Below are 24967 nucleotides of genomic sequence, written 5' to 3'. Positions count from 1 at the left end.
CCTCCATTAAATGGAGGACGTCCTGCTTTCGCTTGCATCCGAGCGTTAAATATCTAGATCCGTCGTATTCAGCGGCAATACGGGATGCAGAAGAACAATCGTCGTTCCTCTGTCTTTCTCGCTTTCAATCTCCAATCCGTAGGACTCTCCGAAGTAATGCCTTAAACGCTCATGCACATTAATCAGTCCCAATCCTCCTTCGAAGTCGATCCTCGTTTCTCTAGCGTTATCAAGCAAGGTTAGCCTGATATCATCCGGAATTCCCGGTCCATTGTCGGTGATCCGGAAGCAAATGCCGCCCTTCTCGAGGCTGCCTTGAACAAGAATCATTCCCGCATCGCCCTTATCCGCAATACCATGCCGAATCGCGTTTTCCACCAGCGGCTGAAGGACAAGACGCATGAACGGCAGATGCTGAATTTCCTCTTCTATCCGGTACATGATGCGAACCAGACTCGACTGCCTAACTTTCTCGATATGAATATACGATGCCAGTAGCTCCAGCTCTCTTCGCACGGTCGTCAATTCCTTTCCCCCGTTCAAGCTAAGGCGGAACAAAGAGCCTAGGGAACTGACGATTTCGCTGATTTCGTCGATATGATGGGCTTCAGCCTTCCAACGTATCGTATCCAGTGTATTATACAGAAAGTGAGGATTGATCTGGTAAGCCAGCACTTGGAATTCAAGCTGTTTTTTTCTCTTTTCTGATTCTTTTGTTTCCTTGAGCAACTTGTTAATTTCCCGGATCATATTGCTCATACTACGATAAAGCCATCCTACCTCATCGCTTCTTTCGACCAGCTTCGAATTGGTTATCGCGTCTTCCTTGAAATTGTTTCTGGCCAATATTTTCATTTGCCGAACGAGCAAGGAAATCGGATTCGTATATTTGATCGTAATATACCCCGCTAGAAACAAAGATAACAAAAAATAAAAAACGAGAAACGCCACGGTCAGCTTATTAAGCACGGCAACCGGATTGTTCAGATCTTTGAGCGGCACGATGCTGACCAACCTAAGCTCATCTCTCAGTATGGCGGAAACGTTTACAAGCGATTTTAATCCTTCGTAATCCATCGTTTTTGAAACAAGCGGACGTTCGAGCACTTGCCACAAGTCTTTATCGATGCTTCCGTACTGATTATCCGTGCTATAGATGATCTGATTATTTTTATTGATTAACATCAGCCTCTGATTGTCGAATTGCTTCACCGGATCAATAAATTCCGCCAGAATCGACGGCCTGATCTCCATAATGACGATGCCAAGCGGCTCAAAGGTCGATAAGCTGTGGAGTCTCTTAACGCTGCCGAGCGTGGCCTGAACGAACAAGCTGGGATGATCCGCGGTTTCGAATACTTTCCAGAACGAACGGCCATTCGTCGCGATATCAGCAAACCATGGAACCTCCTTCATATCGATAGACCGATACGTCGATTTCATATAGGTCGGATGCTCCGAAGGATCGAGCGGAAACAATCGAATCTTAAACAATCGATTGGAATAATTGAGGGTATCGGTAAATGAAATCAGCTTGTTGGTGTAGCCGATCTCGTCTTGCGGGTCATTAAGCATGGGATTGAACAGCGCCTGCATATCATCCGACGCCATAATTTTATCCTGCTCGTTCATGACATAATAAAAAAACTGGTCCAAGTTTTTGCCCGATTGCACGACGGAATCAAGATTGCTGGCATAAATCGTCTTCTCTGAATTGGATAAGGCGATATAGCCAACGAGCACGAACGGAACGACGATCAGAATAAAAAACACGAACATAAACCGATACCTCATTGACATCGGATAGCTGATCAGACGCTTAATCATCACCGTCTATCCCCTTCATGTTTCGATATTCCCTCGGCGTGCAGCCGAAATTCTTTTTGAACAGCTTGGAGAAATACACGGTGTCTCGGTAGCCGACCTCGTTGCTGATTTGATAGATTTTCATAGAAACGTCCTGTAACAGCAGCTTTGCTTTTTCCATTCTTAGATGAGTGACATAATCCAGGAACGTCATGCCGACGTTTTTTTTAAACAAGGTGCTGAGCCACTCCGGCGACACAAAGACGTGATCCGCTATCGTCTGCACCGTGATCGGCTCCGAATAATGCTCCCGTATATATTGCTCCGCCTTTTGCAAAATTTGATTGCGGGAACTCCCTTGCAGCCCAGAGTTCACCTGCAACAAGCTGTCCAGCACCAACTGTTGGAGAGCTTGAATCGTATCGAAAGCTTCAATCTTCTCCCATAAGAGGAGCGGTTTCCTTTTCCACTCCTCGTTCTTCCAGCCCATCCGTCTAGCCTCATCGAAAACCTCCAACAGCCATTCAAATACATGATGGTGTAAATCGCGCATCATACCGACGCCCCACTCGCGAATCATAACGGGAAACTGCAACACGGCCTCCCGCACATCATGTTCTTCTCCATGCTTGAGCAAGTCCGCTAACGCCTTAGGCTCGAGCAGAAGATCAACATCCCTGAACAAATTGGCCGATTCAAGCTCCAGCTCCCCTTCCGATTCTACGTCTCCGTATATTCTGGCCTGGGTCAGTTTGTCGAGCGATTCCTTGTACAGCTCCGGCAGCGAGTTTAAGTTTCCTTGGGACGAAATCATGATTGTTGCGCTTACTTTAACGTACTTTTTAATCCGGGCGGCCATTGTCGATTTGAATTCTCGAATCCAGTATTCAAATGCAGAAAGCGCGTTTGGCTGAACGCCAAAGATACCAATCCATTTGTCCCCCGGCATCATGCGGAACAGCACATAGTTTCCGGCATGCGCGGCATGTTCCTTCAGCGAATGCTCCAGCACGTTACCGATTGCAAACATGATTCTATTCTGTTCCTTAGAAGAGAGTCCCGGATTCGCATACGACTTCAGATTATTAGCTTCTAGCAGCAGAATAACCAACTTGTCTGAGCCGATCCAGCCGATGTCATATTGGTCCAGCAATTGCTTATTGGGCGGAACCGGGCTTACGCTCGCCGAGCGATCAACCATTTCCTGTAGCATTCTTTCCCTGAGCTTCGGCATAGCGCCTTCTATCATGCTAAGGCTGCTCTGGCGTTTCTCCTCTTGCTGTAGGAGTAGCAACGCTTTGATAACGACTTCCCTCAGCTCCGCCATGTTGACCGGCTTAAGTAAGAAATCGACTACTCCATAGCTCATCGCCTTGCGCGCGTACTGAAAATCATCGTAGCCGCTTATTATGATAACTTTACCGTCAAATGAAAGCTCCTCGTACAGCTTCTGTATAAATTCGAGACCGGACAAGTTTTTCATTCGGATATCCGTAATAACGAGACTAATATCAGGAACCTCCTTAATCATCTCTATAGCCGTATATCCGTCATCTGCTTCATATAGCCGTTCGAAGCCCAATTCATTCCATATCTCATGCCTGAGCAAACCATTGCGAATATCCTTCTCGTCTTCAACGATAAGCAATTTATTCATAACATCCACCTCGCTTTCCGATTACGAACCGATTATACTCGATTTTAACGAAAATGTGCAGTCAGTTCCGTCTGAAGCGTATAGGGTAACTCTCATGGGAATTACTGAGTGTATAATGGGTACTTGTAAAATCGCTCGGATACGTTAAAGAAGCTTCGATATCGTTGTTTGAAGAAATAAATTTCTAGACTGAAAATTATCAAGACCTAAACTTAAGGAAATCAAATAAAATAAAGGGTTCTACATATTATGCATGACTAATATGTGGAACCCTTTATGTTTTAACTATCGTTTCCCGTCGTATTATAAGGTCAGCCAGTTATTACTGGTTGACCACTTTTTATTTTGGTGGTGTATTTGTTAGTAGCCGGGGCAGATCGGTCGTTCCCCTGGGTCTGAACCCGTCGCTAAAACTGATCGCCCCCTACTTGTAAAAACCATGTTTAAGCTGGTTGAGACGAATAGATCTCGCATAACAAGCGATGTTGTGGAACTATGAGCAGTTCTTAGGTTACCGGCAATATTTATGAGAGGGAGAGTGTTTATGAATCCAGACATTGGTCTGGATATTTCTAAAGGTAAAAGTAGTGATGGACAAGTCTTCTTTGACAAAGGCAAGCCCTTTGGGGCCGTATTACCGAAGGTGCGCGCGCTGACCTTATTCTCGTAAACGGTGATCCGACAACCAATATCTCGGATACCTTGTCGATCACATCCGTGTGGTTTAATGGTTCGCAGCAACTAGGTTAATCGGGTTCGATCTCCCTGTACAATGTCGTCAATGCGAATGATGAGCGAACCGGAGATTTTGATAACGTTGCTGATCGTAAAATCGTTAAAAAGAGGGACTGCTGACTAGTCCCTCTTCGACTTTAATCTATTAATCCAAATCCTCCTGTCAGGAACGACAGCCAGATCAACGTTCCTCCAGATACTATCAAACCCGTTTTATTCCCATTGGATTATCAATGTAGTCATTGTTTAAATTTTACTACATTTTGGAACTATTCTGCCCGTTCGTATTATGAGGTCACCAGATCTTTCTGGTGGACCTCATTTTTGTGTAATCGTAAGATAGCGGTAGCCGGGGATCTAACGTTTCTGCCTGTGGGAGCTAGATCCCGAGAGCTATACAGTTCATCTCCCCTACTTGTTAAACCATGATTAGGCTGGTTGGGACACGATCCCGAATCACATGCGATAATGTGGACGACAAGAAGGTTAGGGGTTGCCGGCGAATATAATATCGGGAGTGGTGGAATGAACCCTGTCATTGGATTAGATGTATCTAAAGGAGAAAGTCATGCACAAGCTTTTTCAGATCGAGGAACGCCTTACGGAAAGACCTTTCAAAAATAAATAATATGCCGCCGAAAACAATATTTTTTCAATCACCATTCCCCACAAAACATGAAAGAGTAAAAAACACGCATTAGCATTGATGGTTTCCCCCTAAATCATTCAAAAACAAAAGCGAGTATCAGTTTTGCACGCAAGGTCGACTGCCGAAAGCGTTCTTTGATGGGACTCCACATAAAACAGGTCTCTCTTCTTTTACATAAAATAGGGAACGCTATCTATCTTAACGCAGAACGTCTTTCATTTCAGCACAATTTTACTGGCAAGCGTATACGGCCTGAAAGAATTCGTGCGAACACATACTCGCTAGATGAATCCTTTGAAAAAGTATTTGAAATGTAATTTTCATTAGTTAAAACATGATTTCATAGCTTTTTCCTTTATAAGATACAGGGGATGATGTGCAATGAGCCATATCTTTATATAGCTAAGATCGGTCATATCATCCCAGCCTGGAAAACAACCAGATCGGGTATACTTGCGGCTTCTCGATATTCCGGTGCCAGACATCTACGGTCCCTCGGCCGACGAATAAGCCCAATGAACTAAGTTCCTCTATCTGATATGCGCCTTTTTAGACCATCTCCCTAATGCCTCGCGAACTTATTTGTATTTTAAGGGAGTAATCTAGAAATGTTCCTCCCCCTGGTTCTGTACATCATTTAATGACTCTGTTTGAAGACGCACGGGAATAAAGGGGGATTATTGTCGCCCCATTTACTTCCAATTACTGCACGCATTCTCCACGCCGCCCTTGGAGGTTTTCACTCCCATGTCTTAACGGGTCAGTGCCGTACGGGTCGGTGCCCTTTGGTTTAATGAATCCGGTACTCTGTGCTTTCTTTGAAATCCTGCGAATAAGCCAAAACTCGTACAACGAAACGGGTTGTTGGGCTAAGCTGCTTGCAAGAGCGGTAACGTTTTTTGTGGCATATAGGCTTTGCCGCTGCGCGCCATCCCGACTAGTATTCTAGCCAATTTACCGCATAGTTTCATAATGGACCTCATTTTCTTCATCTTCTTGAATTGCACATTGTATGCATGCATCGCTTGAAACTCCGAATTGTTCATGACCAAACTCATAGTAGCCATGAAGAGGAAGCGGCGAAGGCGGGATCGTCCGCGTTTGCTAATCTTCATCTGCCCGGTCCATTTGCCTGAGCTCGCTTCTGCGAGGTTAAGTCCGGCATGGCGCAGCAAAGCATTACCGTGAACAAATCCGCTTAAGTCCCCAGCCTCACCCAAAATACCAGCTAATGAAATGACACTAATCCCTTTAATAGTGAGGATGTATTTTGCAAAGGGAATACGTTCTAATACGGTTGAAATTTCCTTCTCCACAACCTCTAGCTGTTCGCAAGCAAGATCGTACTCGGCGAGCAATTGATTCAAGTGAAGCTTGTAGTAATGCGAAGCTGATTGAGATCCTACAGAATGGTTGGCCAACTCGATGAGTGCTTTTGCTTTTCTAGCACCACAGTGCCGTTTCATGATGGTTTTCCATCCCTGAATCAGGTTCTGAGGTTGTAGTTTACTGAGCTCCGCTGGAGTAGGGAAGAGGCGAAGCGTAGCGATGGAGCCGACACATGTGATGTCTTTGAACACGTGACGTAGTTCAGGGAAAACGACGTCAACCCAGCGGTGGATCTGGTTTTTGGCACTAACAAGTCGTTTGACGACGAAGTCACGGTTAGAGAGAAGCACACGTAGATCCTCGAAGGCTTGGGGGGTCTTGCGTGATACCAAGTAGTAACCGTTCTTGACCATGTCGGCGATAACGAGAGCATCCTTCCGGTCACTCTTTGAGGGCGTATTGTCGCGATTCTCTTTGTTCTTTTTGACGAGATGTGGATTGACTAAAACGACTTCAAAATGGTGTTCTGTGAGCCACCGAGAGAAGTTAAGCCAGTAATGCCCAGTTGGTTCCATCCCGACGATGGCGGCGCTTAAACGATGGGTGGTTGGCAGCTTTTGAATCCATAGCAAAAGATTGTGAAACCCCTCCTCGTCATTAGAAAAGGATAAGTGGTCTCCGATGATGATGCCACGAAAATTTACAGCGCGTGCAACATGCATCTGCTGGGCGATGTCGATCCCGACAACTAAATGCTGAGCAGTAATTTTTTCAATGAGTTGATTTTGTCTCGCTTGCGATTTAAACTTCATAGTAGAGCGACCTCCTGGATGATGGAATTTTTAGGGCTATGACCCGTTGCGTACTTCCATCGTACCGAGGCGCTCGTTTTTATGCAAAGCGGAAATTTAACGCTCTACAGGAATGCTAACGGGCCGGATAGCTAAATGACTTCGCGAATACTTTTTGAGACGGAATATTCAATTTAAGGAGGATTATATGAACACCATCGTCTATATGGTTAGGCATGCAGAATCACCATACGATGAAGGAACTGAAAGAACAAGAGGACTCACCACAAAGGGCAAGGGCGATGTTGAAAAAGTTACAGAAATTCTTAAAAAAGAAGGAATAGATATTATTATATCTAGCCCATATAACCGAGCAATCCTGAGTATTGAGGGATTGGCACAAAACTTGGGATTAGATATCGAAACATTTGAAGATCTCAGGGAAAGGCATTTTGCTGGAGAAATTATTGGAAATTTAATGTCCGTTATTAAAGAGAAATTTTATGATTTTGATTATTTTTTACCGGGCGGGGAGTCTAATTCTGATTGCCAGAATAGATCGATATCAGTGATAAAAAACATATTAAAAGAACACTCTGGGAAAAAAATAGCTATTGGAACACATGGACTTGTAATGACTTTGATGATCAATTATTTTGATTCAAGTTATGGTTTGGATTTTTTAAATCAATTAAAGAAACCAGATATTTATAAATTAAGTTTTGAAAATTTAGAACTAAAAGAGGTAATAAGACTATGGAATGAGGATTTTTGATTTAGCTAACGGATACGTTAGCTAAATCAACTAAACCCTGTCTAATACTTTATTTTCCGGTTAGTTTCTTTTTGTGGGCTCTCTGATGCCTCATTCTAAAACTTATTTCTCTGAACCTGACGATTTTCAAAACCGAAAACCCCGTCAAATAACAACTCCGGTCTAATACTTTATTTTTTCCATACAACTTAACCCGGTATTCCTCCTCTGCGTCCCATAAAACCATGTTAAAGTAGTCAATCACAATGAAAGCTTTATCGACGTAGATATCAAAAGCGACTACCGCATATCGGCAAGCGTTTGCTTGTAGTCCGAACGGTCGATCAGATTGGTCAGTTCGCGAGGATTGTTCGTCTACAAGCCACAGCGAGCTGACCAATCTGATCACGCAATAAGCATTCTATGATCATGTTGTCCTCTAATGCAAGCTACCAGTATCCAGCATTTCGTAACGTTTTTTATCGTAAAGGAAAATCCGTTGAATTATTGGTGAACTTTGAACCCAGTTATCTTTCTTAACCGAATGGTGGAAACCGTTGTTTGGTGAAAACGGAGACCAGGATCATAAAGGATTATCCCGGTATCGATTGTGAATAAGATGAAGACATGATTGAGTAAATAATAGATGAGTGCCGCGCCACCCGCTACTTTTTTTCCCGAGTTGCTGGCGACACTGGATGTCCATGAAAACCACGTTGGTACCAGACCAATTTGAGACCGTCGCACATAACGATTAACACATTTGAGCTGAGATCGGGATCGTCTTCTGGGATCGACATCACATATGGCTTGGCGAGATCACAAGTTTTGGTTTTGAATCATCTTTAACCTTTTCACCCATTTTTGATTGTTGCGCGTGATGGGTATAACAAGAGAAGTACCACGACAAGCGACAACGTTAGAAAAATCACAGAACCGGTTATGGATATTGAAACAGCGTGTGCTAGTTCTAGGCTCCCTCCTTTCGATGAAATCGTTCCTTTGCCAATTGCTCTCTCGAAAAATGTGATAAGGATAGCAAGCCCTATTGATCCACCAATTTGATGTGCAACATTGACAAGTCCTGATGCTGCGCCCGCATCGCGTTTATCTACCCCCGCTAGTCCAAAGGAAGTGAAAGGAATAAAAACAATACCTGCCCCGATACCAAGGATCACCATGGGAATAAAAATTTGTGGAAAAAATTGAGATTCTATAGTGATACGACTCAACCAGCCCATTCCTGCTATCGCTATTATTATTCCGCTCACAAGTAATCTGATCGGTCCAAATCGGGAGGTGAGCCATGGCATTAGGTACATCATTGCGAACTGCACAGCTGTCATAGGGAGGAATGCAAGTCCAGCTTGGAATGAACTAAAACCAAGTACCCTTTGCAAAAATTGTGATAAGAAAAAAATCATCGAAAACATGCCTCCTACAAATAGGAGCCTACCTAGATAGCTGCCAGACCGCTCGTGGCTCGCAAACAAACGAAGTGGTGTAATCGGTTGTTCGGCACGAGCTTCAATCAAGAAGAAAGCAATGAGTGACGCCACCCCGGCAATAATCGAAACTAATGTCCATATATTAGCCCATCCGCTAGAAGCAGCATGCACAAAGCCAAATACTAGAGCGGTCATTCCAATAACGGATGATAACGCTCCTGTTAAATCAAATCGTCCCGTGTTTCTATCGGTTTCTGATAAGTACCGAGGAGCCAGTAATAGTAGCGCCACCCCAATAGGTACGTTAATAAACATGCCAAATCGCCATGAGATTAAATCAGTTAGCACACCACCAAGGACGAGACCTACACTGCCTCCTGCTCCAGAAACGGCACTATATAAAGCGATCGCTTTTGATCGTTCTTTGGCCTCTACAAAGCTCACGGACAGTAATGCGAGTGTTGAAGGCGCTGCTAATGCAGCTGCGATACCTTGCAAGGCTCGAGTAACGAGAAGCCATTCTGCGGATTGAGATAAACCGGCCAGTAGAGAGGCCAACGTGAACAAAGTAATACCTGTCATGAATATACGCCTTCGACCCAAGATGTCCCCTGCCCTAGCACCTAGCAACAAGAAACCTCCGAAAGCCAAAATATAGGCATTTTGCACCCAAGTCAAGTTAGTCGTTGTCAGATGCAGTGATCGACCAATCTCAGGCAGCGCAGTAATCATAATGGAGGCGTCGAGCACAATCATAAGCTGACAAGCAATGATAATAGTTAAAATGATTCGTTTAGACTGCTGAATTAATGCTCCCAAAACCATCTTCCTTCCTATTTATGTGTCTTTCAAATGATGGTACATTCCTCAATCCTTTAAAGAAGCTACCTTAAAGTTTAATTTTATCAATTTAAAATCAGCATTTTTGGACAATGCATAAGGTTTGACAAAGTCATGTTTAAAGTCATGAAGACAATAAATCAATTTATCAAGAAAACAACATCCCTTTCCAATTGACTCAGAGGTAAGGGATGTTATTTTTGCGATAATCGGATAATCTTATTCTCTTGATAAGAGTGATTTAACAATATTTATCGGCGACCGGTTGGTTTTCTAATTAATCATTAATTACGCTGAAATAAGATGGTTCCTTCTTTAAAAGGCACCTCGGATCAATCCGCCATCAACGCGAATTGTAGATCCGCTGACATATTCCGCATAATCACTGCAGAGGTATGCAACAGCAGCAGCAATTTCATCCGGATAACCAAAGCGTCCGCGATCATTAGGGATAAGAGAGTTCACTGCATTACGCTGAATGTCGTCCCATGTTTCTCCCCAACCACGAGCTGGTCCGATACTCTCCACTAGATCTTTTACCGCATCTACAAGCATCGCTCCAGGTGAGACGATGTTCGAGGTAATACGAGTGTCTTTCAGTTCGCGTGCAAGTGATACCGCAAGGTTGTGACGAGCAGCCAAGGTTGCGTTGTACTGAGGATGAGTGTTCATCGGTTGCAGCGCAAGTCCTCCTCCGATCGTAATGATACGACCCCAATTGCGTTCGCGCATTTGCGGGATCAATCTTTGAATCATGCGAACACCGGAAACCACATTGACGTTGTAGGTATCTGCCCACTCATCTGCCGTAGCTTCCATCCAAGACAAGTGACGGTAGAAGCCTGCATTGTTGACTAGAATGTCAACAGGACCATCTGCCAACGATGCCTTCGCGACAGCATCAGCTCCAGCATCAGAAGAAAGATCACCCAAAGCAATAACAGCGGAACCACCATTAGCACGGATGTACTCTGCGACAGTGCTTGTACGCGCCTCATCACGACCATGCACAATAACAGTCGCCCCTTCCGCAGCCAGCAACTTTGCCGTAGCCATCCCTAAGCCGCTGCTAGAACCTGTAATCAGCGCACGTTTACCAGTTAATTTTAAATCCACAGTATATTACCTTCTTTCAATTATTTTGATTACTGTTTGAGGAAATTTAAACAAAAGTCTAAATGAACTTAACATAATAATTCCTATGACCAAATGAGCGTCGGATCAATATCGAAGTAGGCTTACCTGGCGGCGGAATGCCGTAGTTAAATTTTCATTTCATTTAATGCACCACTCCTTCGTTTCAATATAGTCAAAGGATAACATGCATCTCGAACAAAGTAAACAAATAGTTTATAAAACGTCTATTATGTCTTAATTGTATTTATCATCTTCACTCGTGAAGACACCAAAAGTGTAAAGTAAAATGAAATAAAAAATTCTTGTGAACTAAACTTAGTTGAAAACATTAATCTTTCTAAAAATCAAGGCTGAGGCAGTTTCTACATACTTACTTAGAATTACTATTCCTTCAAAAAGATATTGCTAAGAAAAACAGAAGAACGGCTCTTTCGCAGATGTTGCGAACATAGCCGTTCCTTTAGCTTTTATATAGAGATTTTATATAGAACTTGTTGGATTAAATGAAATATAAAGCGTTCAATCACAACCAGAACCGTCAAGTTAATACCCATTTACCTTCTAATCAACTCCAATCAAACTCATGTAAGGCTATTATAGTCCGTGGAAATACTGATCTTCTCCCAACGGTCCGTTTCTTGCAGTTTATTTAGATCGACAGCCCGAGCAATGGCTACCGCATCGCTACCAAGTAGAAGTCTCAACGGTGGATTCTGACTGTTAACAATAGCAATAATGGCATCCGCAGCTTTGACAGGGTCTCCATTTTCTTTTCCAGTTGTTTCACGTAGATGCTTCAGCATTTCACCGACGGTGTTTTTGTATTCCTCACGAGGCTCGATATGACTCATCGATGAACCAGCCCAATCCGTTCGGAATCCTCCAGGCTCGATGATCGTCACCTTCAACCCTAACGGCATAACTTCCTTTGACAATACCTCAGAGAAACCTTCTACAGCCCATTTGGCCGATTGATAAGCAGCTAGACCAGGTGTGCTGGTACGACCACCGATTGACGAGAACTGTACAATATGCCCGAATCCTTGCTCTCTTAAAATGGGTAAAGCTTCCTTTGTGACATTGATGACTCCCCATAAATTAGTCTCGATCTGGGCCCGAAAGTCTTCATATGACGTTTCTTCAATAGATGATATATTGCCATAGCCAGCGTTATTGACTAAGACGTCTAGTCGTCCAAAGGATTGGATAGCGAAGTGAATTGCCGTTTTTGCTTGTATGGGGTCGGTCACGTCAAGAGCCACAGTGCGAACTTGATCCCCATAACGTTCAACTAAACCAGAAAGCTGCTCGGGCTTTCGGGCCGTTGCGATTACTTGATCACCACGTGCCAAAACAGTTTCCGCGAGACTGCGACCGAAACCACGCGAGCTGCCTGTAATAAGCCATACTTTTGTCATTGAGAATTATCACCCTTAATTTATTAAATTAGTTGTAACCCGTAATGGTTTTTGTTTCTAAGCATTCCTCTAGGCCATACAGGCCATATTCCCTGCCGATTCCGGACTGCTTAAAGCCACCGAAAGGAGCTTTCATTTCAAAGCCGGCTCCATTGATAAGAACAACACCTGCCGCGATGCGGGATGCTAGCTCGTTAGCTTTCTCTAAATTGGAAGAACTTAAATAAGCACCAAGTCCATAATTGGTATTATTCGCCATCTCAATGGCCTCATCTTCTGATTTATAAGTCAAAATGGACAATACAGGACCAAAGATTTCTTCCTTCGCAATCAGCATATCTTCTGTTACATTGGCAAATACAGTAGGTTTAACAAAATATCCTGCATCCAGATCATCTGGATGTCCTTCTCCACCAATGATTAGTTCAGCACCTTCTTCAATACCTGCCTTGATAAATCGTTGAACTTGGTCATATTGTTTTCGGGTTACAATTGGACCAAGATCTGTATCTTCATCCCATGGATTGCCTACTTTAATAGCTTCAACGGCTTCTTTGACCAGTTTTTTCACTTCATCAAGACGATGCTCTGGAACCAGTAATCGCGTCCCAGCAACGCATGCTTGACCATTGTTATTAAAACATTGCTTTACAGCAGTAGGTATAGCTGTTGCAAAATCTGCATCATCGAGAATGATATTAGGCGATTTCCCCCCTAGCTCCAATGTAACTCGTTTCATCGTATCCACTGCACCTCTTTGAATCTCTTTCCCTACCCGTGTAGATCCTGTAAAGGAAATCATCGAGATATCCGAACTCCTCGTCAATTCAGCGCCAACCGTCTGGCCCAAACCGTTTACCACATTGATGACGCCGGCAGGAATCTCAGCCTCATGAAAACATTCCGTTATCAGTTGTGCTTGGATCGCGCTAAGTTCACTTGGCTTAATTACAACCGGACACCCGGCGGCAATGGCTGCACCCAGTTTAGCCGTAATTTGCGAATAAGTAGCATTCCATGGAGTAATAATTCCTATAACACCGATTGGTTCGGAGACGACCTTTGCTTTGCCAATATATTTAATGAATTCAAAATCCTCTAATGCTTCTTTCGAATCTAGAAAATTTGTAGCCGCCAATTTAACTCGACCGATTGCTGCAAATTTTGGAGCACCATATTCATTAATATTCGCTGCAATCATAGCCGACGATTTTGACATAATCGCGTCATGTAATCGTTGTAACATTTGACTGCGTTCTTTCAACGTTGTCCGCGAGAATGTTTTGAAAGCTTCTTTCGCAGCGGCTATGGCTCTTCGTGCATCTTCCTCGTTCCCCAAAGTCACTCGCCCAATGACTTCTTGGGTTGAAGGATTAATGAGCTCCTGCTCTTCATTGCCAAAAGGCTTAATGAATTTCCCGTTAATATAAATCTGATCAATAATTTTCAATTCGAAAACACCTACCTCTTCTTTCTTATTATCATGTAATGTCCCTCAAATCGAATGACATTATTGCTTGCAGAAGGAATAATATCACGAAATAAAATTAAAGTAAACAATTTATATCTAAAATGTCTATTATGTAACTGTTGTATAAATGGCGAGTATTTATGTATAATAAGAAGAAGAACTATTGAGAGGGGGAAACCTACATGAACAAGATCATCGAGAACCAGCAAGATCAAACAAGAAAAAAATTACTAAAAAAATTAATCTCAACCGTCATGAAGGAAGGCTTTCAACAGTTGAGAATGGATGACATTGCAAAATCTATGGACGTAAGTCGTGCCACAATGTATAAACACTTTTCATCAAAAGAAGAAGTCATCGAGGGTGTTGTACGTGTTTTTGTGGATTATATAGATAGGCTAGAAGATCGGACCGTGGAAGATGATGAAGAATCATTCGGAATCTGGTTCCAACAATTGTTTGAACAATCGGTTTCGCTTGTTGGAAAAATTACAGATGTATTTCTTAAGGATCTTCAAGCTGCCTATCCCGATTTGTACGATCAGCTTAAAGGAACCCTGAACAAACGTGAACAACAAACCTTGGAGTTCTATCAAGATGGAAAAAACAAAGGTATTTTCAATCAAATTAATGAAAAATTCATCTTACTCCAAGACAATATCTTGCTTCGAGAGATAATCAATACGAAGTATTTACTTTATAACCAAGTATCCATTGAGCAAGTTCTTTATGATTATTACAACTTCAAAAAAATTCAATTATTTAAAGCAGATAAGTTATCAATCGTTGACGATTCCAAAATCAAACCAATTATTGAGTATAAGGTTGAAAAATTTAATCGAACATTGTAAAAAACGGATCTTGAATTATAAGTGAAATAAATACATTAACTTCATAAGTTGTTAATGTATCTATCTCGTCCGGAAAGTCTCTTTCCTTGAATTTTATGACATAAAATAAAAAGAGCCGCGATTTCCGCGGCCCTCCCTAAACTTTCTGAACCATCTGCCTCTTCTCAAACAAGATTGCCTTCTCGGCCCAACATCCCTCAAATAAAAAAAACTAGCAACTATTAAAAATATAAAGTTCATAAACCATCCATTGCTCTTCATCAAGAAGCTATAACTATTATTGATAAAATAAGTACAAATATTAAAATGTACGGTTAATCATCTAACAAGTCATCAATAAGAAAAGGTTTCGAATATAATCCTAGAACCTTATAAAAATACAAATAGTGATCGAAAGAAATCCGATGACACAGCTACACCATCTGCATCCAATGTATGAAAATATTGATCGGTCGGGATCATCGAACTGTTTTCAGCAATCTTGACGAGTATTCATCGAACATCGCCACGTATCCCGTATTGATTCCTAGATCCTTCATTTGGTATGCTTGCCTCAATCACCATGTAGCCGTTTTTCGTGTGATATATCAATTGATTTTTCTATGTCCCTAATTATTTGGTTTAATTTTTCAATACTCCAAGATGGGAATATTTGATGCGCAATTTTTAGCAAATAAGTATTCTCTACATCGGCCTTTAGCATTTCTTTCACAAAATATTCAACTTCTGATTGTGTCGTCATACTTTACAATTCACCAAATCGATTAACCTCCCTATACCTCATAAGATTGGCATACTAGGCATTGCCTAATTATGACGTATCGGTTAACGAAGACGAAACATTCTGAGCCAGGATGCCTTGTCAGCTCGTCACAGAACAGGTTGTCTGGAATCGAAGGACGCGCCTTTTACCCCAGGCCACAGCGTTCACATCGACTCTTACGCCTCCGACGATTTTACCGTGGTACAGAAGCAACGGTGAGTAGTGCCAGTAGGCGAGTACACGACGTTTCTATAGGCATTCTGTTCAGACCTTTCGTCGACACGTCAATTCTTCTTTTGCCGAAGTAGGTGAGAATCGGCTTCATCCCGAAAACCAGTAGCTCTATCGGGCCGATATAGCTGCCGTCAGGCTCTCAACTGGCGTTTGTGTTGCGGAACGCGTCGATGTGTATGGTACGGTCGTGGTGAACAACCCGTAGGAGATCGTCGATCAGGTGGAATACATGGCCTCTATCCACCTCCTCCGTGTGAGCATATATGATCCCGACCAATATGCCGCCACATAATTGGGTTTTACTTCAACCTATCAATGTTTGGTATACGTTACCAATAATCTCATTAAGCCCAGATCGTCGGATTAAAGATTAATTAGATTGTAAGACGGCGGAATGTAGAAGTAAGAGCCATTAATTGAAGCCAATCGAGCGCTCCAGTTGCCAACCTTCATTTAGACTCACAGCTTGAGTCGCTGCACCAGCTGCAGCATGTCCTCAGAGATGCGGTTCATCGATTCGGCCGATGCCGCAATCTCCTCCGTAAAAGCCAATTGATCGGCGGCGGATCCCGAGATCCTCTGCGCCAGATCGTTGGATCGCACCGCCATATGATCGATCTCCAGCAAGGACGCATTCAATTCCTGCGAGCTTGCGGATATTTGTTCGGACGCCGCGGATGTCTGCTGCACATGATGCACCGCGCTGCGCGTCGCTAACTAAATCCGGTTAAACTCTTCGCCTGTATGCCGAATAAGCTGCGCACCCGCTTCTACTTCGCGCTCTCCCTTGTCCATAGTCGCAACCGCTTTGCCGATATCCACGCGGTATCCTTAATAAGCACCGCAACCTGCATCGTGAACTGCTGCGAACGTTCGGCTAATTTCCTCACCTCATCGGCCACCACAGCGAAGCCTTTGCCCTGTTCACCCGCTCTTGCCGCCTCGATCGTCGCGTTGAGCGAGAGCAGATTCGTCTACGAGGACAACTCCGTTATCGCTTCGGCGATCTCTCCGATATGCTGCGACCGCTCGCCGAGTTTGCCAACTATGGAAGACAGCCCCGCTACATTCGTAGTAACGGCGACCATTTGTTCCGTTGACCGGGTGATGAGCTCGTTACCTTGTTCCGCATGGCTTAATGTAGCAAGCGATGCCTCATGGGCGAGCGAAGAGGAAGCGGCGATACGCTGGGCGTCCTCCGACAGCTCCTCCATGGCTAGCGAGCTTTCCTGTAAGCTTCTCTTCTGCGTTTCATTGCTCGCGGCGACATCCTGCGCGGACAGGGAAATACGATCTGTTGCCGCGGTTGTCACCGCGAAGGTCGACGACAGATCGCGGGAAGCCAAAGACAAGGTGTCGGCGTGGACGAGCAATTCCCGCGTCATCATTCGCAAGCTGTCTCTCATCGCAAGGAAGGAGTTCTACAAGTCGCCAATTTCATCCCTGCTGCGGATGAATGGCTCCCCTTCTGACGATAAGTCGCCTTCGGCAATTTTGCCAACTTGACGAGTTAACGCAACAATCGGCTTCGAGAATTGCATGGCGAACATGATAACAATAAGCGTGCCTACGACAAGACAGCCGATTAGCGTATACAACGTTCCTTGAATGATGCGTTTCTGACCCGAATTGTAATCCTGTATGTACGAGCCTGCAACAATGGTCCAGCCCCATTCCGCGTCCTTCAGCGAATAGGCAATTTTCATATCTTCCTTGGAATAATCCGGCAGTGGCCACTTGTAGACCGTGAACCCTCCCTCTGGCTGCCCGCTCTTCGAAAGCATATCACGAATATGGTAGAAACCGTCGCTCGTCTGCTGATCGTACAAGTTCTGTCCCTCAAGCGAAGGATGTGCCAGCAAATCGCCGCGATCGTTGAGGACAAAGAAGTAGCCGTGTTTCCCGATGTCGATATTCGTATTGATCGTCCTCGATCCGTCCGATTGTTTGGGACCGAGAAGCAGTTGCTTCACTTGCTCCTGCGCCCCCTCTTTGCTGATCGCGCCTCTTGATACAGAATCTTAGAATGACAACATCATTTCGGAAGCCATCTTGACCGTATTGCGCAGGTTGGTCTTCATCTGAACATCGCTTTCGCGCGACGATATCCAAATGCTCATCGCCGCCATCGTCAGCATCGGAACGATCAGAACGGATAAGATGATGAACAGCAATTTATTCTGAATCGTGAACCGCCTTCGGTTTTCCTGTCGTCTCAAGTAATTTCCTCCTAAGGTCGTAGTCGTCTCGCTGCCATTGAGGTCAATAAGAAAACAGCAGTCCAAAGTAACCTTTGAACTGCTGTAGCTGAATGTTGTCGGGCATCTGTTCCTACTTCAACGCTTTCAGGATAGCCGAGACATTGCCTACATGCCAAGACGCGTGCACAGTCGTAGAAATAACCAGTTCTCCCAACGTTTCGGCTTTGAAGAAGTTGTCTTTCACAGGCGTATCAAGCTTATCCTTCAGCCACGCTTCCAATTGGCCCAGCTGTTCCTTCAATTGAGCAACTAACAGTTCCCAAACTGGCGGGTCCGTCTGCCAATCGGAAGGTTTGGTACCGTAACCGAAGAGCTTCAGGTATTCGGGTGGAAAAGTCATCTCCTGCGCATTGTCCGATAGATAGAGGATATGAAGCTCGGTTGAGACTAACACATGCCCCAGATGCCAGTGAATATGATTGTTGAAGCCTTCCGGTACCGTATGGCGTCCATCCACCGGACATTTCGCAGCAAGCTCCAGCAATTGGCCGTATTGATTGTTCAAATTATGAAATACAAAATCCGTTCTCATCCAACTTGTCCTCCTTATAATGTCATTCGTTGTTTACTATGGATTGTAACAAGATTATCGCATAAACAAATGTGCGAATCGTCATGAATTTGAGTGGCCATTATCTATGCCAGAAGTCATGTCAATGCCTTGCAGGAGAGGGTGAACAGCATAAATAGCTGCTTGCGTTCTGTCTCGCAGCCCAAGTTTCGCCATCAAGCTAGACAAATGATTTTTTACGATCCCTTCCGCAATATTTAACGACTCCGCAATCTCTTTATTATTCAGACCATGTCCAAGAAGAGTCAAAACCTCTTTCTCCCGTTTCGTCAGACTTGGGAGCCATTCTTGATCGCCCTTCTGAAATGAAAAATAATGCGACTTATTCCCGTTTGGTATTTTTTTCAGTTCTTTCAGTAGCATTGAGGTAATATCGGGTTGAAGCACCGTTCCTCCGTTGCAGACGGCATGAATTGCGCTAACGATGGCTTCGGATTGCATATTCTTTAATAAGTAACCGTGCACCCCTTGTTCCAAAGCAAGCATGATCAATTCCGCATCGTCAAACGTAGTTAAGATTAATATTTTTGATTTTTGTTTCAGGATAATGTTTGAGAATTATCGCCGAGGCTTCCACACCGTCCATTACCGGCATTCGGATATCCATTAATACTGCATCATTGCGCCATTCCATTGTTCTGGCATATGCGTCTCTTCCGTCAACCGCCGTACTGACCACCTTAATGCCTGGCTCCAGATCAAGAATCGTGGCTAACCCTTCCCTCATTAATCTCTGATCATCCACTATAAGAACCTTCATTAATAGAGGTAACCAGCTGCAGCTTGACCTTGGGAAAATCAGCATGAAAATCAATCAATTGCTTCGTGATATGATAATCCAAATCTGACGGATGCACGCCGACTACCAATGTTCCCCGCTGCCCGATACGCAATTCTGCCAGGGCATCCTGAGTATTCTCCAAGTGGCGAACCATCTCACTACTGTATTCCAATCCAACTGACGAATCTCCATTACAACCACCCTTAATCATTGGGATTTCCAATCACTATAATAGAAACAATTGTATTGTGAAATACTAGTTCCCTTAGCTCTTAGATGCATATTAACTTCAGAGGTGACTTGTTCCATGCGAATTATTTATTTGATCCTTGCGCTTGTTCTAGCGGCGCTTAATTTACGACCTTCCATCACTTCAATTCCGCCGCTCCTCGGAACGATTCAAGATGAACTAGGCATTTCCGGTTCGATGATCAGCTTATTGACCTCCCTCCCCGTCCTCTGCATGGGGATATTCGCCCCGCTTGCCGTCAAGCTTAATAAACGATGGGGCACGGAAGGAGCGATGTTGGCCGCACTATTGCTAATAGGGATTGGCACCAGCCTTCGTCTTATAGCAGATACCATATCCACCTTACTAGCAACCTCTTTCCTGACTGGTGTAGGCATTGCAATAGCCGGTCCTTTATTGTCCGGCTTTATTAAGCGCCACTTCCCCAGTCGTGCTTCCGCCATGGTCGGTGTATATTCAACTGCAATGGTATTCGGAGCAGTCTTCAGCATCTGGCTGTCAGTACCTCTGCAGAAGCTGTTCCGTGGTTCGTGGAACGCTTCGCTTAGCATATGGGCATTGCTTGCCATCATCACGATCCCCGTCTGGATGCAGCTAGCAGCGACTAAGCGGAGAGAGCAGCATGAACGCATAACCGTTTCCATTGCTGCCATCAGTACCGAGCGCACTCCTCTGAGAAATCTCAGAGCGTGGATACTAACGCTGTTCTTTGGACTTATGGCCGCCATTTTCTATTCCATAACGACCTGGTTTGCACCAGCTGCTATAAGTATGGGATATACGAAAGAAACGGCCGGCAGCATCCAGACGCTATTAACGCTTATCTCCCTGCCAGCTACCTTATTAATTCCTATAGCTGTCCAACGCTTCCAGAGACGGTTGTGGTGGCTGATCGGCTGCTCTTTACTTGAGCTGATAGGCATTCTGATGCTTAATCTGTCCATCAGTCCATGGCTTGCTGCTATTCCACTTGGCATTGGTTCCGGCGGCCTGTTCCCTATCGCACTCATGCTGCCAATTGATGAGACACGCAGCGTAGGAGAGGCTAACGCTTGGTCTGCGATGGTGCAATCCGGCGGATATATTCTCGGAGCGGCAGGACCGATCCTAATCGGTCGTATCCATGATATAACCGGAAGCTTCGTGCAGCCGTTCTATCTTCTAGGCATCGTCATCGTATTGCAGATTGCCGTTCAAGTGCTGGTTGGCAATAGGAAGGCAGCCTCTCATTTGCGTTAACGATGTCTATTTCAATCTTCCATAGTTCTATACACGAATAAACCTAAATTACGAAATCCTATAATACTAAGCACCTAGGTTGGGACGATCAGGAAGTTTTAACTATTTATGGATGATTGTTGTATCATTTTCCCATCTAATTGCGTTATAAGCACACACTAGCCCCTCCCCAGACGAAGAAGCAACGGCATTTCCAAGACTAATTTTGGGATTATCGATCATTCCAATAAAATACTTTTTTGTTCCATTCGAAGCCATGCCCACTTGTTTTGAAACGATTGCGCCAGCTTTAACGTGAATTGGCGTCCGCTTCGTACCAGCACCCCAGCACAATGAATAAACTCCCGTCGAAATTGATGGATCGTAAAGGAACGATGAATCGGATTCCAACATTGCAGCTTGAAGCGCTCGAATAGATTGTAGGCCAGCAGCTTGAGCAAAAGATCAATCTCATTGGCAGCAAAGGACAGTGTCGGAATACGGTGAATGGCAAATCCATTTTTGCCATCCTTGATGTAGTTCTCCATGCAGCAACGCTGGTTATAGAACCGCCAGACGTCAATGGCTTCCCACGCTTCAGTGGTCACCATCGCTTCATACTGCCAGAAAAGATCCAGTTCGAGCTGCGGATGACCGTCATCGTAACGCTTCATCTTTCGTATGATAGCCGACGCTTCACATTCCCTTACACGACGATAAAGAGTACTATGCGTCAATTTCAATACTTCCTTAGCTTCCAAAGCAGTAATAAATTCAGATTTCCAATACTAGAGGATTATAATGAATCTTGCATCAATCTCTTTTCTTGGTAGGTCAAACATATCGCCTTCAGATTTTGCTACTGCAATTCCTTCAGCTTGGCGGATATGATTCTTTTTTCTTTCTTGCTCTGCCACGTAAGCGAGCAAGCTAAGAAACTGATCCTCCATCACTTTTCCAAAGTCGGCCATGGTCCGGAATTTTCCCGAATCAAATAACGTTTCATTATCTAAGCAGACAATATCAGCGCCAAGTGTGCGTGTTATATACTTCCATTCATCTATAATCCCATCGTAGTCCTATCCTAATCGATCAAGTGCATGATGCTTATTCGTTATTTGGAGGCTTGCGAGACAAAGTCATTGACTGCATTGACAAACTCTTGCGGAGTCTCCACATGATTCATATGTCCGCCTTGTTCAAACATCACGAGCTGCGAGGCCGGGATTTTCTCATCCATTTCCTCGGCCCAACGCGGTCCGCAGTTAAAATCGTACTCGCCGACAAGGATCAGGGTGGCGTTGTGAATGGTTTCTAAGGCATCACGAAAATCCCACATATACGGCTTGCGATTCGGGTCCACGGAGAAATCCAACTCAGCTTGCCATTCTTTAACTTCATCCGGCAGTTTCCAATAGTTACCGAAGAAAGCAGGCATCAAGCGCCCTAGAACCTTCAAAATCGCTTCTCTATCCTGCGCTTTACCCGTAATCATATCCATCCATGCCTGCTTCGTATCTTGTGCTTCCGGACGATCCGTCCAACGCTGAGTGAAAATCTCGAGCTGTTGAACCTGCTCCATTCCAAGCTCTTGATTCATGCAAGGAGCCGAACTGTAAAGGATAAGACCTCCGAGTTGATCCGGATAATCCAGCGCATATTGAAGACCTACAAAACCGCCATGCGAGTGGCCCAGGAAAAAGGGTTGATGCGCACCTATATATTCGGCTACTTTATGCGCAAAGTAAGCATACTTCGACATATTGTAATCTCCGTCAGGCAGGTTATCGGAATTTCCTGTGCCTACGGGCTCCAAATAGATGACTTTCATCGATTTTTCCAATAGCGGCATTCGCATGTAGCTCCAATGGAAACCAGGTCCTCCTGCATGAACCAGACAGACCGGTCCCTCTCCCGCAACATGGTAAACTTGCCGAACTCCATCTATTACAACCTCTTGCATAACCGGTGCAATGGCACCCATGGAGTCTTGAAAATGAGATTCAGCCATGAATATCCCCTCTTTCCGTTACATTTGCAGATCGAATCCGGTAATCGTTTTGTTTCCAATCAGTCTTCCATACCGAGAACGCCGTACTCGCGACCGATACCTGAATGCTTGAAGCCTCCGCAGGGAGCTTTCATTTCAAAGCCTGATCCGTTAATAAGCACGACGCCGGCTTGATTCCGGGACGCTAGCTCATTCGCTTTACGCTTCACCTGGTTACCTTTTGTTTCTGTGTCATCAATCCCTCCTGTCCGAACACCAATAAAAATAACACCATCTTAAATCAAAGTAAACAAAAAATATATAAAATGTCTTATTAATATATGTGTATATCTATATCGCATTTTTGTATAATGGGGTAAAGTTTCTCTGGAGTAGGCTGTGAATTGAATAACATTCCAGAAATCGATACGGGTCAAAAACCAAAATTGCTGAAGAAAGTCTCAATTTTTATAAATGAAGGCTTTCAACATTTAAGAATGGAAGACATCGCCAAGTTGATGAATGTTAGCCGGGCAACAATGTATAAATATTTTTCTTCAAAAGAAGAAGTGATTGAGGGTGTCGTTCGTGTTTTCACGGATTACATTGAGCGGTTGGAAGATCGTAAACCGGAGAATAACGAAGAATCATTCGGGGTTTTGTTTCAGCAACTATTCGAACAGTCCATAATGCTCGTCGGGAAGATTACGGAGGTTTTCCTTCTAGAGTCACAATCGGTTTTTCCTGAATTGAATATTATCCTGTTGCAAGACAATATCCTCCTTCGGGAAATCGTCGGCACCAAATTTCTCTTGAGTAATCAGACCACTATTCGTCAAGGGACAGATCAGGTGTAAAACCTGCTCTGTCTTTTCGTTTTTATACGTTGCCGGATCTCAAATGGATTTCGTTTTGAAGTTTGCGGAACACGATGTAGGAGGCCATTAGAAGCACAATCGCTACAACAGCTGCAATGCTTTCCGCAGGGTAGCCACTCGCAATGTTTGACCAGATAGCCGATATGGCATCGATAGTGAATCCAGCATACGCCCACTCTTTTAATCTATTGAATTTTGGAACAAGTAGCACGATAATTCCCAGAACTTTTGCGATTCCAAGTACATTCAAAAAGTATTCCGGATACCCCAACTTGGTGACTATCTCAACAGTTTGAGGAGTATGAGCTAAATCTACAAAACCACTTATAAAGAAATATAAACTGACAATGCCCACAAAAATCCAATTGATGATTTTAATTGCTTTCATTTTAACTGCTCCTCGTTTTCCGTTTTTCTTGTACTCTATGCCGCTTCGATAGCGCATTCAGCGCGAACAAGCTCGTTTTGGGACGAAAGACATCGTCATCGGATCGGCGATTTCGCCTAAGTTAAATAATATTTGCATAAATTAATAGTGATATCAAAGTTTCTGCTTGTTAAATTGCGTGGCATAAGCTCCATAACCTCTTTTTACAAGATCAACTTTCGGAACAAAATCCATGGCTGCAGAGTTCATGCAAAATCGCAGTCCCATTGGTTGAGGTCCATCCTTGAACACGTTGCCTAGAAAGGAATCAGCATCACGGCTTCTGACTTCAATCCCCCAAAAAAAATTGCGTTTTAGTTTAACATTTTTGGGATTCAAAGGCTTTGTAAAACTTGGCCAACCTGTACCTGCATCATATTTGTCCTTAGAGCTAAACAACGGCTCACCCGAAACAATATCTACGTAGATCCCCTCTTCTTCGTTATCCCAATATTCGTTTTGAAAAGGCGACTCGTCCGCTTTATTCTGAGTTACGTAATACTGAATTTTGGTCAGTGCCTTCAACTTTTCTGCTTTGTTAAATTCATTATTGAAACTTTGCTTTGCACTATTCTTCATTTAGATATCCCCACCCCAAAGAATTGATTATGTCCACTAATTAACCTCAACGATCATAACTACTTCGATATTGGCATCGATAGACTCCCTCGAAGTCGATTTCTACGTTGTTTATTAATTCAGTGCCTT

Annotated in this window: 26 protein-coding genes and 2 pseudogenes; 5 read left to right on the top strand and 23 right to left on the bottom strand. The window is 43.9% G+C overall.

Annotated elements, in window-relative coordinates; translation table 11 throughout:
• Nucleotides 1-45 precede the first annotated feature (45 nt).
• Together A7975_RS09575 and A7975_RS09570 are read right to left on the bottom strand one after the other, a co-directional pair.
• The gene (locus A7975_RS09575) at nt 46-1827 is read right to left on the bottom strand and encodes a sensor histidine kinase (protein ID WP_065385040.1); all 1782 of its coding nucleotides are present in this window, start codon (nt 1825-1827) and stop codon (nt 46-48) included.
• On the bottom strand, nt 1820-3463 hold the full coding sequence (locus A7975_RS09570; RefSeq protein ID WP_065385039.1) for a helix-turn-helix domain-containing protein: 1644 nt from the start codon (nt 3461-3463) through the stop codon (nt 1820-1822). Before A7975_RS09570 ends, A7975_RS09575 begins: the two co-directional genes overlap by 8 nt.
• A gap of 544 nt (nt 3464-4007) precedes the next feature.
• Here A7975_RS09570 and A7975_RS34825 point away from each other — a divergent pair.
• A complete protein-coding gene (locus A7975_RS34825; RefSeq protein WP_255314245.1) occupies nt 4008-4133 on the top strand; it encodes a hypothetical protein in 126 nt (41 codons plus the stop codon).
• A gap of 1583 nt (nt 4134-5716) precedes the next feature.
• Here the strand turns inward: A7975_RS34825 and A7975_RS09565 are convergent.
• On the bottom strand, nt 5717-6988 hold the full coding sequence (locus A7975_RS09565; protein ID WP_065385038.1) for an IS110 family RNA-guided transposase: 1272 nt from the start codon (nt 6986-6988) through the stop codon (nt 5717-5719).
• A 187-nt stretch (nt 6989-7175) separates the two neighbouring features.
• On the opposite strand from A7975_RS09565, the gene A7975_RS09560 reads away from it, so the two are divergent.
• A complete protein-coding gene (locus tag A7975_RS09560; protein WP_065385037.1) occupies nt 7176-7742 on the top strand; it encodes a histidine phosphatase family protein in 567 nt (188 codons plus the stop codon).
• 833 nt (nt 7743-8575) lie between these two features.
• Here the strand turns inward: A7975_RS09560 and A7975_RS09550 are convergent.
• The 4 genes from A7975_RS09550 to A7975_RS09535 all read right to left on the bottom strand — a co-directional run bounded on the left by A7975_RS09550 (nt 8576) and on the right by A7975_RS09535 (nt 14014).
• The gene (locus A7975_RS09550) at nt 8576-9988 is read right to left on the bottom strand and encodes an MFS transporter (RefSeq protein WP_255314244.1); all 1413 of its coding nucleotides are present in this window, start codon (nt 9986-9988) and stop codon (nt 8576-8578) included.
• Between the two features lie 336 nt (nt 9989-10324).
• A complete protein-coding gene (locus A7975_RS09545; protein ID WP_065385034.1) occupies nt 10325-11125 on the bottom strand; it encodes an SDR family NAD(P)-dependent oxidoreductase in 801 nt (266 codons plus the stop codon).
• Between the two features lie 602 nt (nt 11126-11727).
• Nucleotides 11728-12564, bottom strand: coding sequence for an oxidoreductase (locus A7975_RS09540; protein ID WP_065385033.1), 837 nt, complete (start codon nt 12562-12564; stop codon nt 11728-11730).
• A gap of 28 nt (nt 12565-12592) precedes the next feature.
• Nucleotides 12593-14014, bottom strand: coding sequence for an aldehyde dehydrogenase family protein (locus tag A7975_RS09535; protein ID WP_065385032.1), 1422 nt, complete (start codon nt 14012-14014; stop codon nt 12593-12595).
• A 203-nt stretch (nt 14015-14217) separates the two neighbouring features.
• On the opposite strand from A7975_RS09535, the gene A7975_RS09530 reads away from it, so the two are divergent.
• Nucleotides 14218-14886 carry a TetR/AcrR family transcriptional regulator gene (locus tag A7975_RS09530; RefSeq protein WP_065385031.1) on the top strand — a complete coding sequence of 223 codons (669 nt, stop codon included), beginning with the start codon at nt 14218-14220 and terminating at the stop codon, nt 14884-14886.
• 553 nt (nt 14887-15439) lie between these two features.
• On the opposite strand, the gene A7975_RS34460 is transcribed toward A7975_RS09530, so the two are convergent.
• The 10 genes and pseudogenes from A7975_RS34460 to A7975_RS09485 form a co-directional block, all read right to left on the bottom strand.
• On the bottom strand, nt 15440-15628 hold the full coding sequence (locus A7975_RS34460; protein ID WP_065385030.1) for a hypothetical protein: 189 nt from the start codon (nt 15626-15628) through the stop codon (nt 15440-15442).
• Nucleotides 15629-16342: 714 nt separating this feature from the next.
• The gene (locus A7975_RS34095; RefSeq protein WP_176707705.1) at nt 16343-16492 is read right to left on the bottom strand and encodes a hypothetical protein; all 150 of its coding nucleotides are present in this window, start codon (nt 16490-16492) and stop codon (nt 16343-16345) included.
• A gap of 161 nt (nt 16493-16653) precedes the next feature.
• Entirely contained in the window at nt 16654-16851 is a 198-nt protein-coding gene (locus A7975_RS35385) for a methyl-accepting chemotaxis protein (RefSeq protein WP_082198113.1), read from the bottom strand.
• A gap of 6 nt (nt 16852-16857) precedes the next feature.
• A complete protein-coding gene (locus A7975_RS34085; protein WP_065385028.1) occupies nt 16858-17271 on the bottom strand; it encodes a methyl-accepting chemotaxis protein in 414 nt (137 codons plus the stop codon).
• Nucleotides 17272-17304: 33 nt separating this feature from the next.
• A complete protein-coding gene (locus A7975_RS34820; protein WP_255314252.1) occupies nt 17305-17424 on the bottom strand; it encodes a HAMP domain-containing protein in 120 nt (39 codons plus the stop codon).
• Between the two features lie 63 nt (nt 17425-17487).
• Nucleotides 17488-17886 (bottom strand): annotated as a pseudogene (locus A7975_RS09510) (cache domain-containing protein); the annotation flags it as partial.
• Nucleotides 17887-17904: 18 nt separating this feature from the next.
• Nucleotides 17905-18102, bottom strand: coding sequence for a hypothetical protein (locus A7975_RS09505; protein WP_065385026.1), 198 nt, complete (start codon nt 18100-18102; stop codon nt 17905-17907).
• 112 nt (nt 18103-18214) lie between these two features.
• Nucleotides 18215-18676, bottom strand: coding sequence for a DinB family protein (locus A7975_RS09500; RefSeq protein ID WP_065385025.1), 462 nt, complete (start codon nt 18674-18676; stop codon nt 18215-18217).
• A gap of 81 nt (nt 18677-18757) precedes the next feature.
• A pseudogene (locus A7975_RS32970) lies at nt 18758-19475 on the bottom strand (response regulator).
• On the bottom strand, nt 19453-19638 hold the full coding sequence (locus tag A7975_RS09485; RefSeq protein ID WP_065385022.1) for a type 2 periplasmic-binding domain-containing protein: 186 nt from the start codon (nt 19636-19638) through the stop codon (nt 19453-19455). Before A7975_RS09485 ends, A7975_RS32970 begins: the two are co-directional and overlap by 23 nt.
• Nucleotides 19639-19803: 165 nt before the next feature.
• On the opposite strand from A7975_RS09485, the gene A7975_RS09480 reads away from it, so the two are divergent.
• Nucleotides 19804-20985: an MFS transporter gene (locus tag A7975_RS09480; RefSeq protein ID WP_065385021.1), complete on the top strand. Its 1182-nt coding sequence runs from the start codon at nt 19804-19806 to the stop codon at nt 20983-20985.
• A gap of 218 nt (nt 20986-21203) precedes the next feature.
• Here the strand turns inward: A7975_RS09480 and A7975_RS09475 are convergent, their stop codons facing one another.
• The 4 genes from A7975_RS09475 to A7975_RS33595 form a co-directional block, all read right to left on the bottom strand.
• The gene (locus A7975_RS09475; protein WP_141680260.1) at nt 21204-21701 is read right to left on the bottom strand and encodes a transposase; all 498 of its coding nucleotides are present in this window, start codon (nt 21699-21701) and stop codon (nt 21204-21206) included.
• A gap of 51 nt (nt 21702-21752) precedes the next feature.
• Entirely contained in the window at nt 21753-21935 is a 183-nt protein-coding gene (locus A7975_RS34815; RefSeq protein ID WP_065385019.1) for a hypothetical protein, read from the bottom strand.
• A 143-nt stretch (nt 21936-22078) separates the two neighbouring features.
• Nucleotides 22079-22975, bottom strand: a complete 897-nt coding sequence (locus A7975_RS09465) for an alpha/beta fold hydrolase (protein WP_082198111.1) — start codon at nt 22973-22975, stop codon at nt 22079-22081.
• A 59-nt stretch (nt 22976-23034) separates the two neighbouring features.
• Nucleotides 23035-23184 (bottom strand): aldehyde dehydrogenase family protein, encoded by a 150-nt coding sequence (locus tag A7975_RS33595; protein ID WP_255314243.1) that lies wholly within the window; start codon nt 23182-23184, stop codon nt 23035-23037.
• Between the two features lie 174 nt (nt 23185-23358).
• Between A7975_RS33595 and A7975_RS09460 the strand changes: the two genes are divergently transcribed.
• Nucleotides 23359-23811 carry a TetR/AcrR family transcriptional regulator gene (locus tag A7975_RS09460; protein WP_065385018.1) on the top strand — a complete coding sequence of 151 codons (453 nt, stop codon included), beginning with the start codon at nt 23359-23361 and terminating at the stop codon, nt 23809-23811.
• 22 nt (nt 23812-23833) lie between these two features.
• Here A7975_RS09460 and A7975_RS09455 read toward each other — a convergent pair whose 3' ends face one another.
• A complete protein-coding gene (locus A7975_RS09455) occupies nt 23834-24220 on the bottom strand; it encodes a DoxX family protein (RefSeq protein WP_065385017.1) in 387 nt (128 codons plus the stop codon).
• Nucleotides 24221-24373: 153 nt separating this feature from the next.
• On the bottom strand, nt 24374-24838 hold the full coding sequence (gene msrB / locus A7975_RS09450) for a peptide-methionine (R)-S-oxide reductase MsrB (RefSeq protein WP_065385016.1): 465 nt from the start codon (nt 24836-24838) through the stop codon (nt 24374-24376).
• Nucleotides 24839-24967 lie beyond the last annotated feature (129 nt).

Origin of the sequence: Bacillus sp. FJAT-26390 (assembly GCF_001682865.1) — a bacterium.
Lineage (GTDB): Bacteria > Bacillota > Bacilli > Paenibacillales > Paenibacillaceae > Pristimantibacillus.
Note: the sequence above shows the minus strand (reverse complement) of the source record. Positions and strands in the feature narration are given on the sequence as shown.

Excerpts from the sequence above, each read along its gene's own strand:
- A7975_RS34825 (WP_255314245.1), top strand. The coding sequence starts at position 4,008 with ATGAATCCAGACATTGGTCTGGATATTTCTAAAGGTAAAAGTAGTGAT.
- A7975_RS09540 (WP_065385033.1), bottom strand. The coding sequence starts at position 12,564 with ATGACAAAAGTATGGCTTATTACAGGCAGCTCGCGTGGTTTCGGTCGC.
- A7975_RS34085 (WP_065385028.1), bottom strand. The coding sequence starts at position 17,271 with ATGATGACGCGGGAATTGCTCGTCCACGCCGACACCTTGTCTTTGGCT.
- A7975_RS09465 (WP_082198111.1), bottom strand. The coding sequence starts at position 22,975 with ATGGCTGAATCTCATTTTCAAGACTCCATGGGTGCCATTGCACCGGTT.
- A7975_RS34815 (WP_065385019.1), bottom strand. The coding sequence starts at position 21,935 with ATGGCCGACTTTGGAAAAGTGATGGAGGATCAGTTTCTTAGCTTGCTC.
- A7975_RS09565 (WP_065385038.1), bottom strand. The coding sequence starts at position 6,988 with ATGAAGTTTAAATCGCAAGCGAGACAAAATCAACTCATTGAAAAAATT.
- A7975_RS09575 (WP_065385040.1), bottom strand. The coding sequence starts at position 1,827 with ATGATTAAGCGTCTGATCAGCTATCCGATGTCAATGAGGTATCGGTTT.
- msrB (WP_065385016.1), bottom strand. The coding sequence starts at position 24,838 with ATGAAGAATAGTGCAAAGCAAAGTTTCAATAATGAATTTAACAAAGCA.
- A7975_RS34460 (WP_065385030.1), bottom strand. The coding sequence starts at position 15,628 with ATGACGACACAATCAGAAGTTGAATATTTTGTGAAAGAAATGCTAAAG.
- A7975_RS09530 (WP_065385031.1), top strand. The coding sequence starts at position 14,218 with ATGAACAAGATCATCGAGAACCAGCAAGATCAAACAAGAAAAAAATTA.
- A7975_RS09570 (WP_065385039.1), bottom strand. The coding sequence starts at position 3,463 with ATGAATAAATTGCTTATCGTTGAAGACGAGAAGGATATTCGCAATGGT.
- A7975_RS34820 (WP_255314252.1), bottom strand. The coding sequence starts at position 17,424 with ATGCAATTCTCGAAGCCGATTGTTGCGTTAACTCGTCAAGTTGGCAAA.
- A7975_RS09560 (WP_065385037.1), top strand. The coding sequence starts at position 7,176 with ATGAACACCATCGTCTATATGGTTAGGCATGCAGAATCACCATACGAT.
- A7975_RS09500 (WP_065385025.1), bottom strand. The coding sequence starts at position 18,676 with ATGAGAACGGATTTTGTATTTCATAATTTGAACAATCAATACGGCCAA.
- A7975_RS09455 (WP_065385017.1), bottom strand. The coding sequence starts at position 24,220 with ATGAAAGCAATTAAAATCATCAATTGGATTTTTGTGGGCATTGTCAGT.
- A7975_RS09480 (WP_065385021.1), top strand. The coding sequence starts at position 19,804 with ATGCGAATTATTTATTTGATCCTTGCGCTTGTTCTAGCGGCGCTTAAT.
- A7975_RS34095 (WP_176707705.1), bottom strand. The coding sequence starts at position 16,492 with ATGGCGGTGCGATCCAACGATCTGGCGCAGAGGATCTCGGGATCCGCC.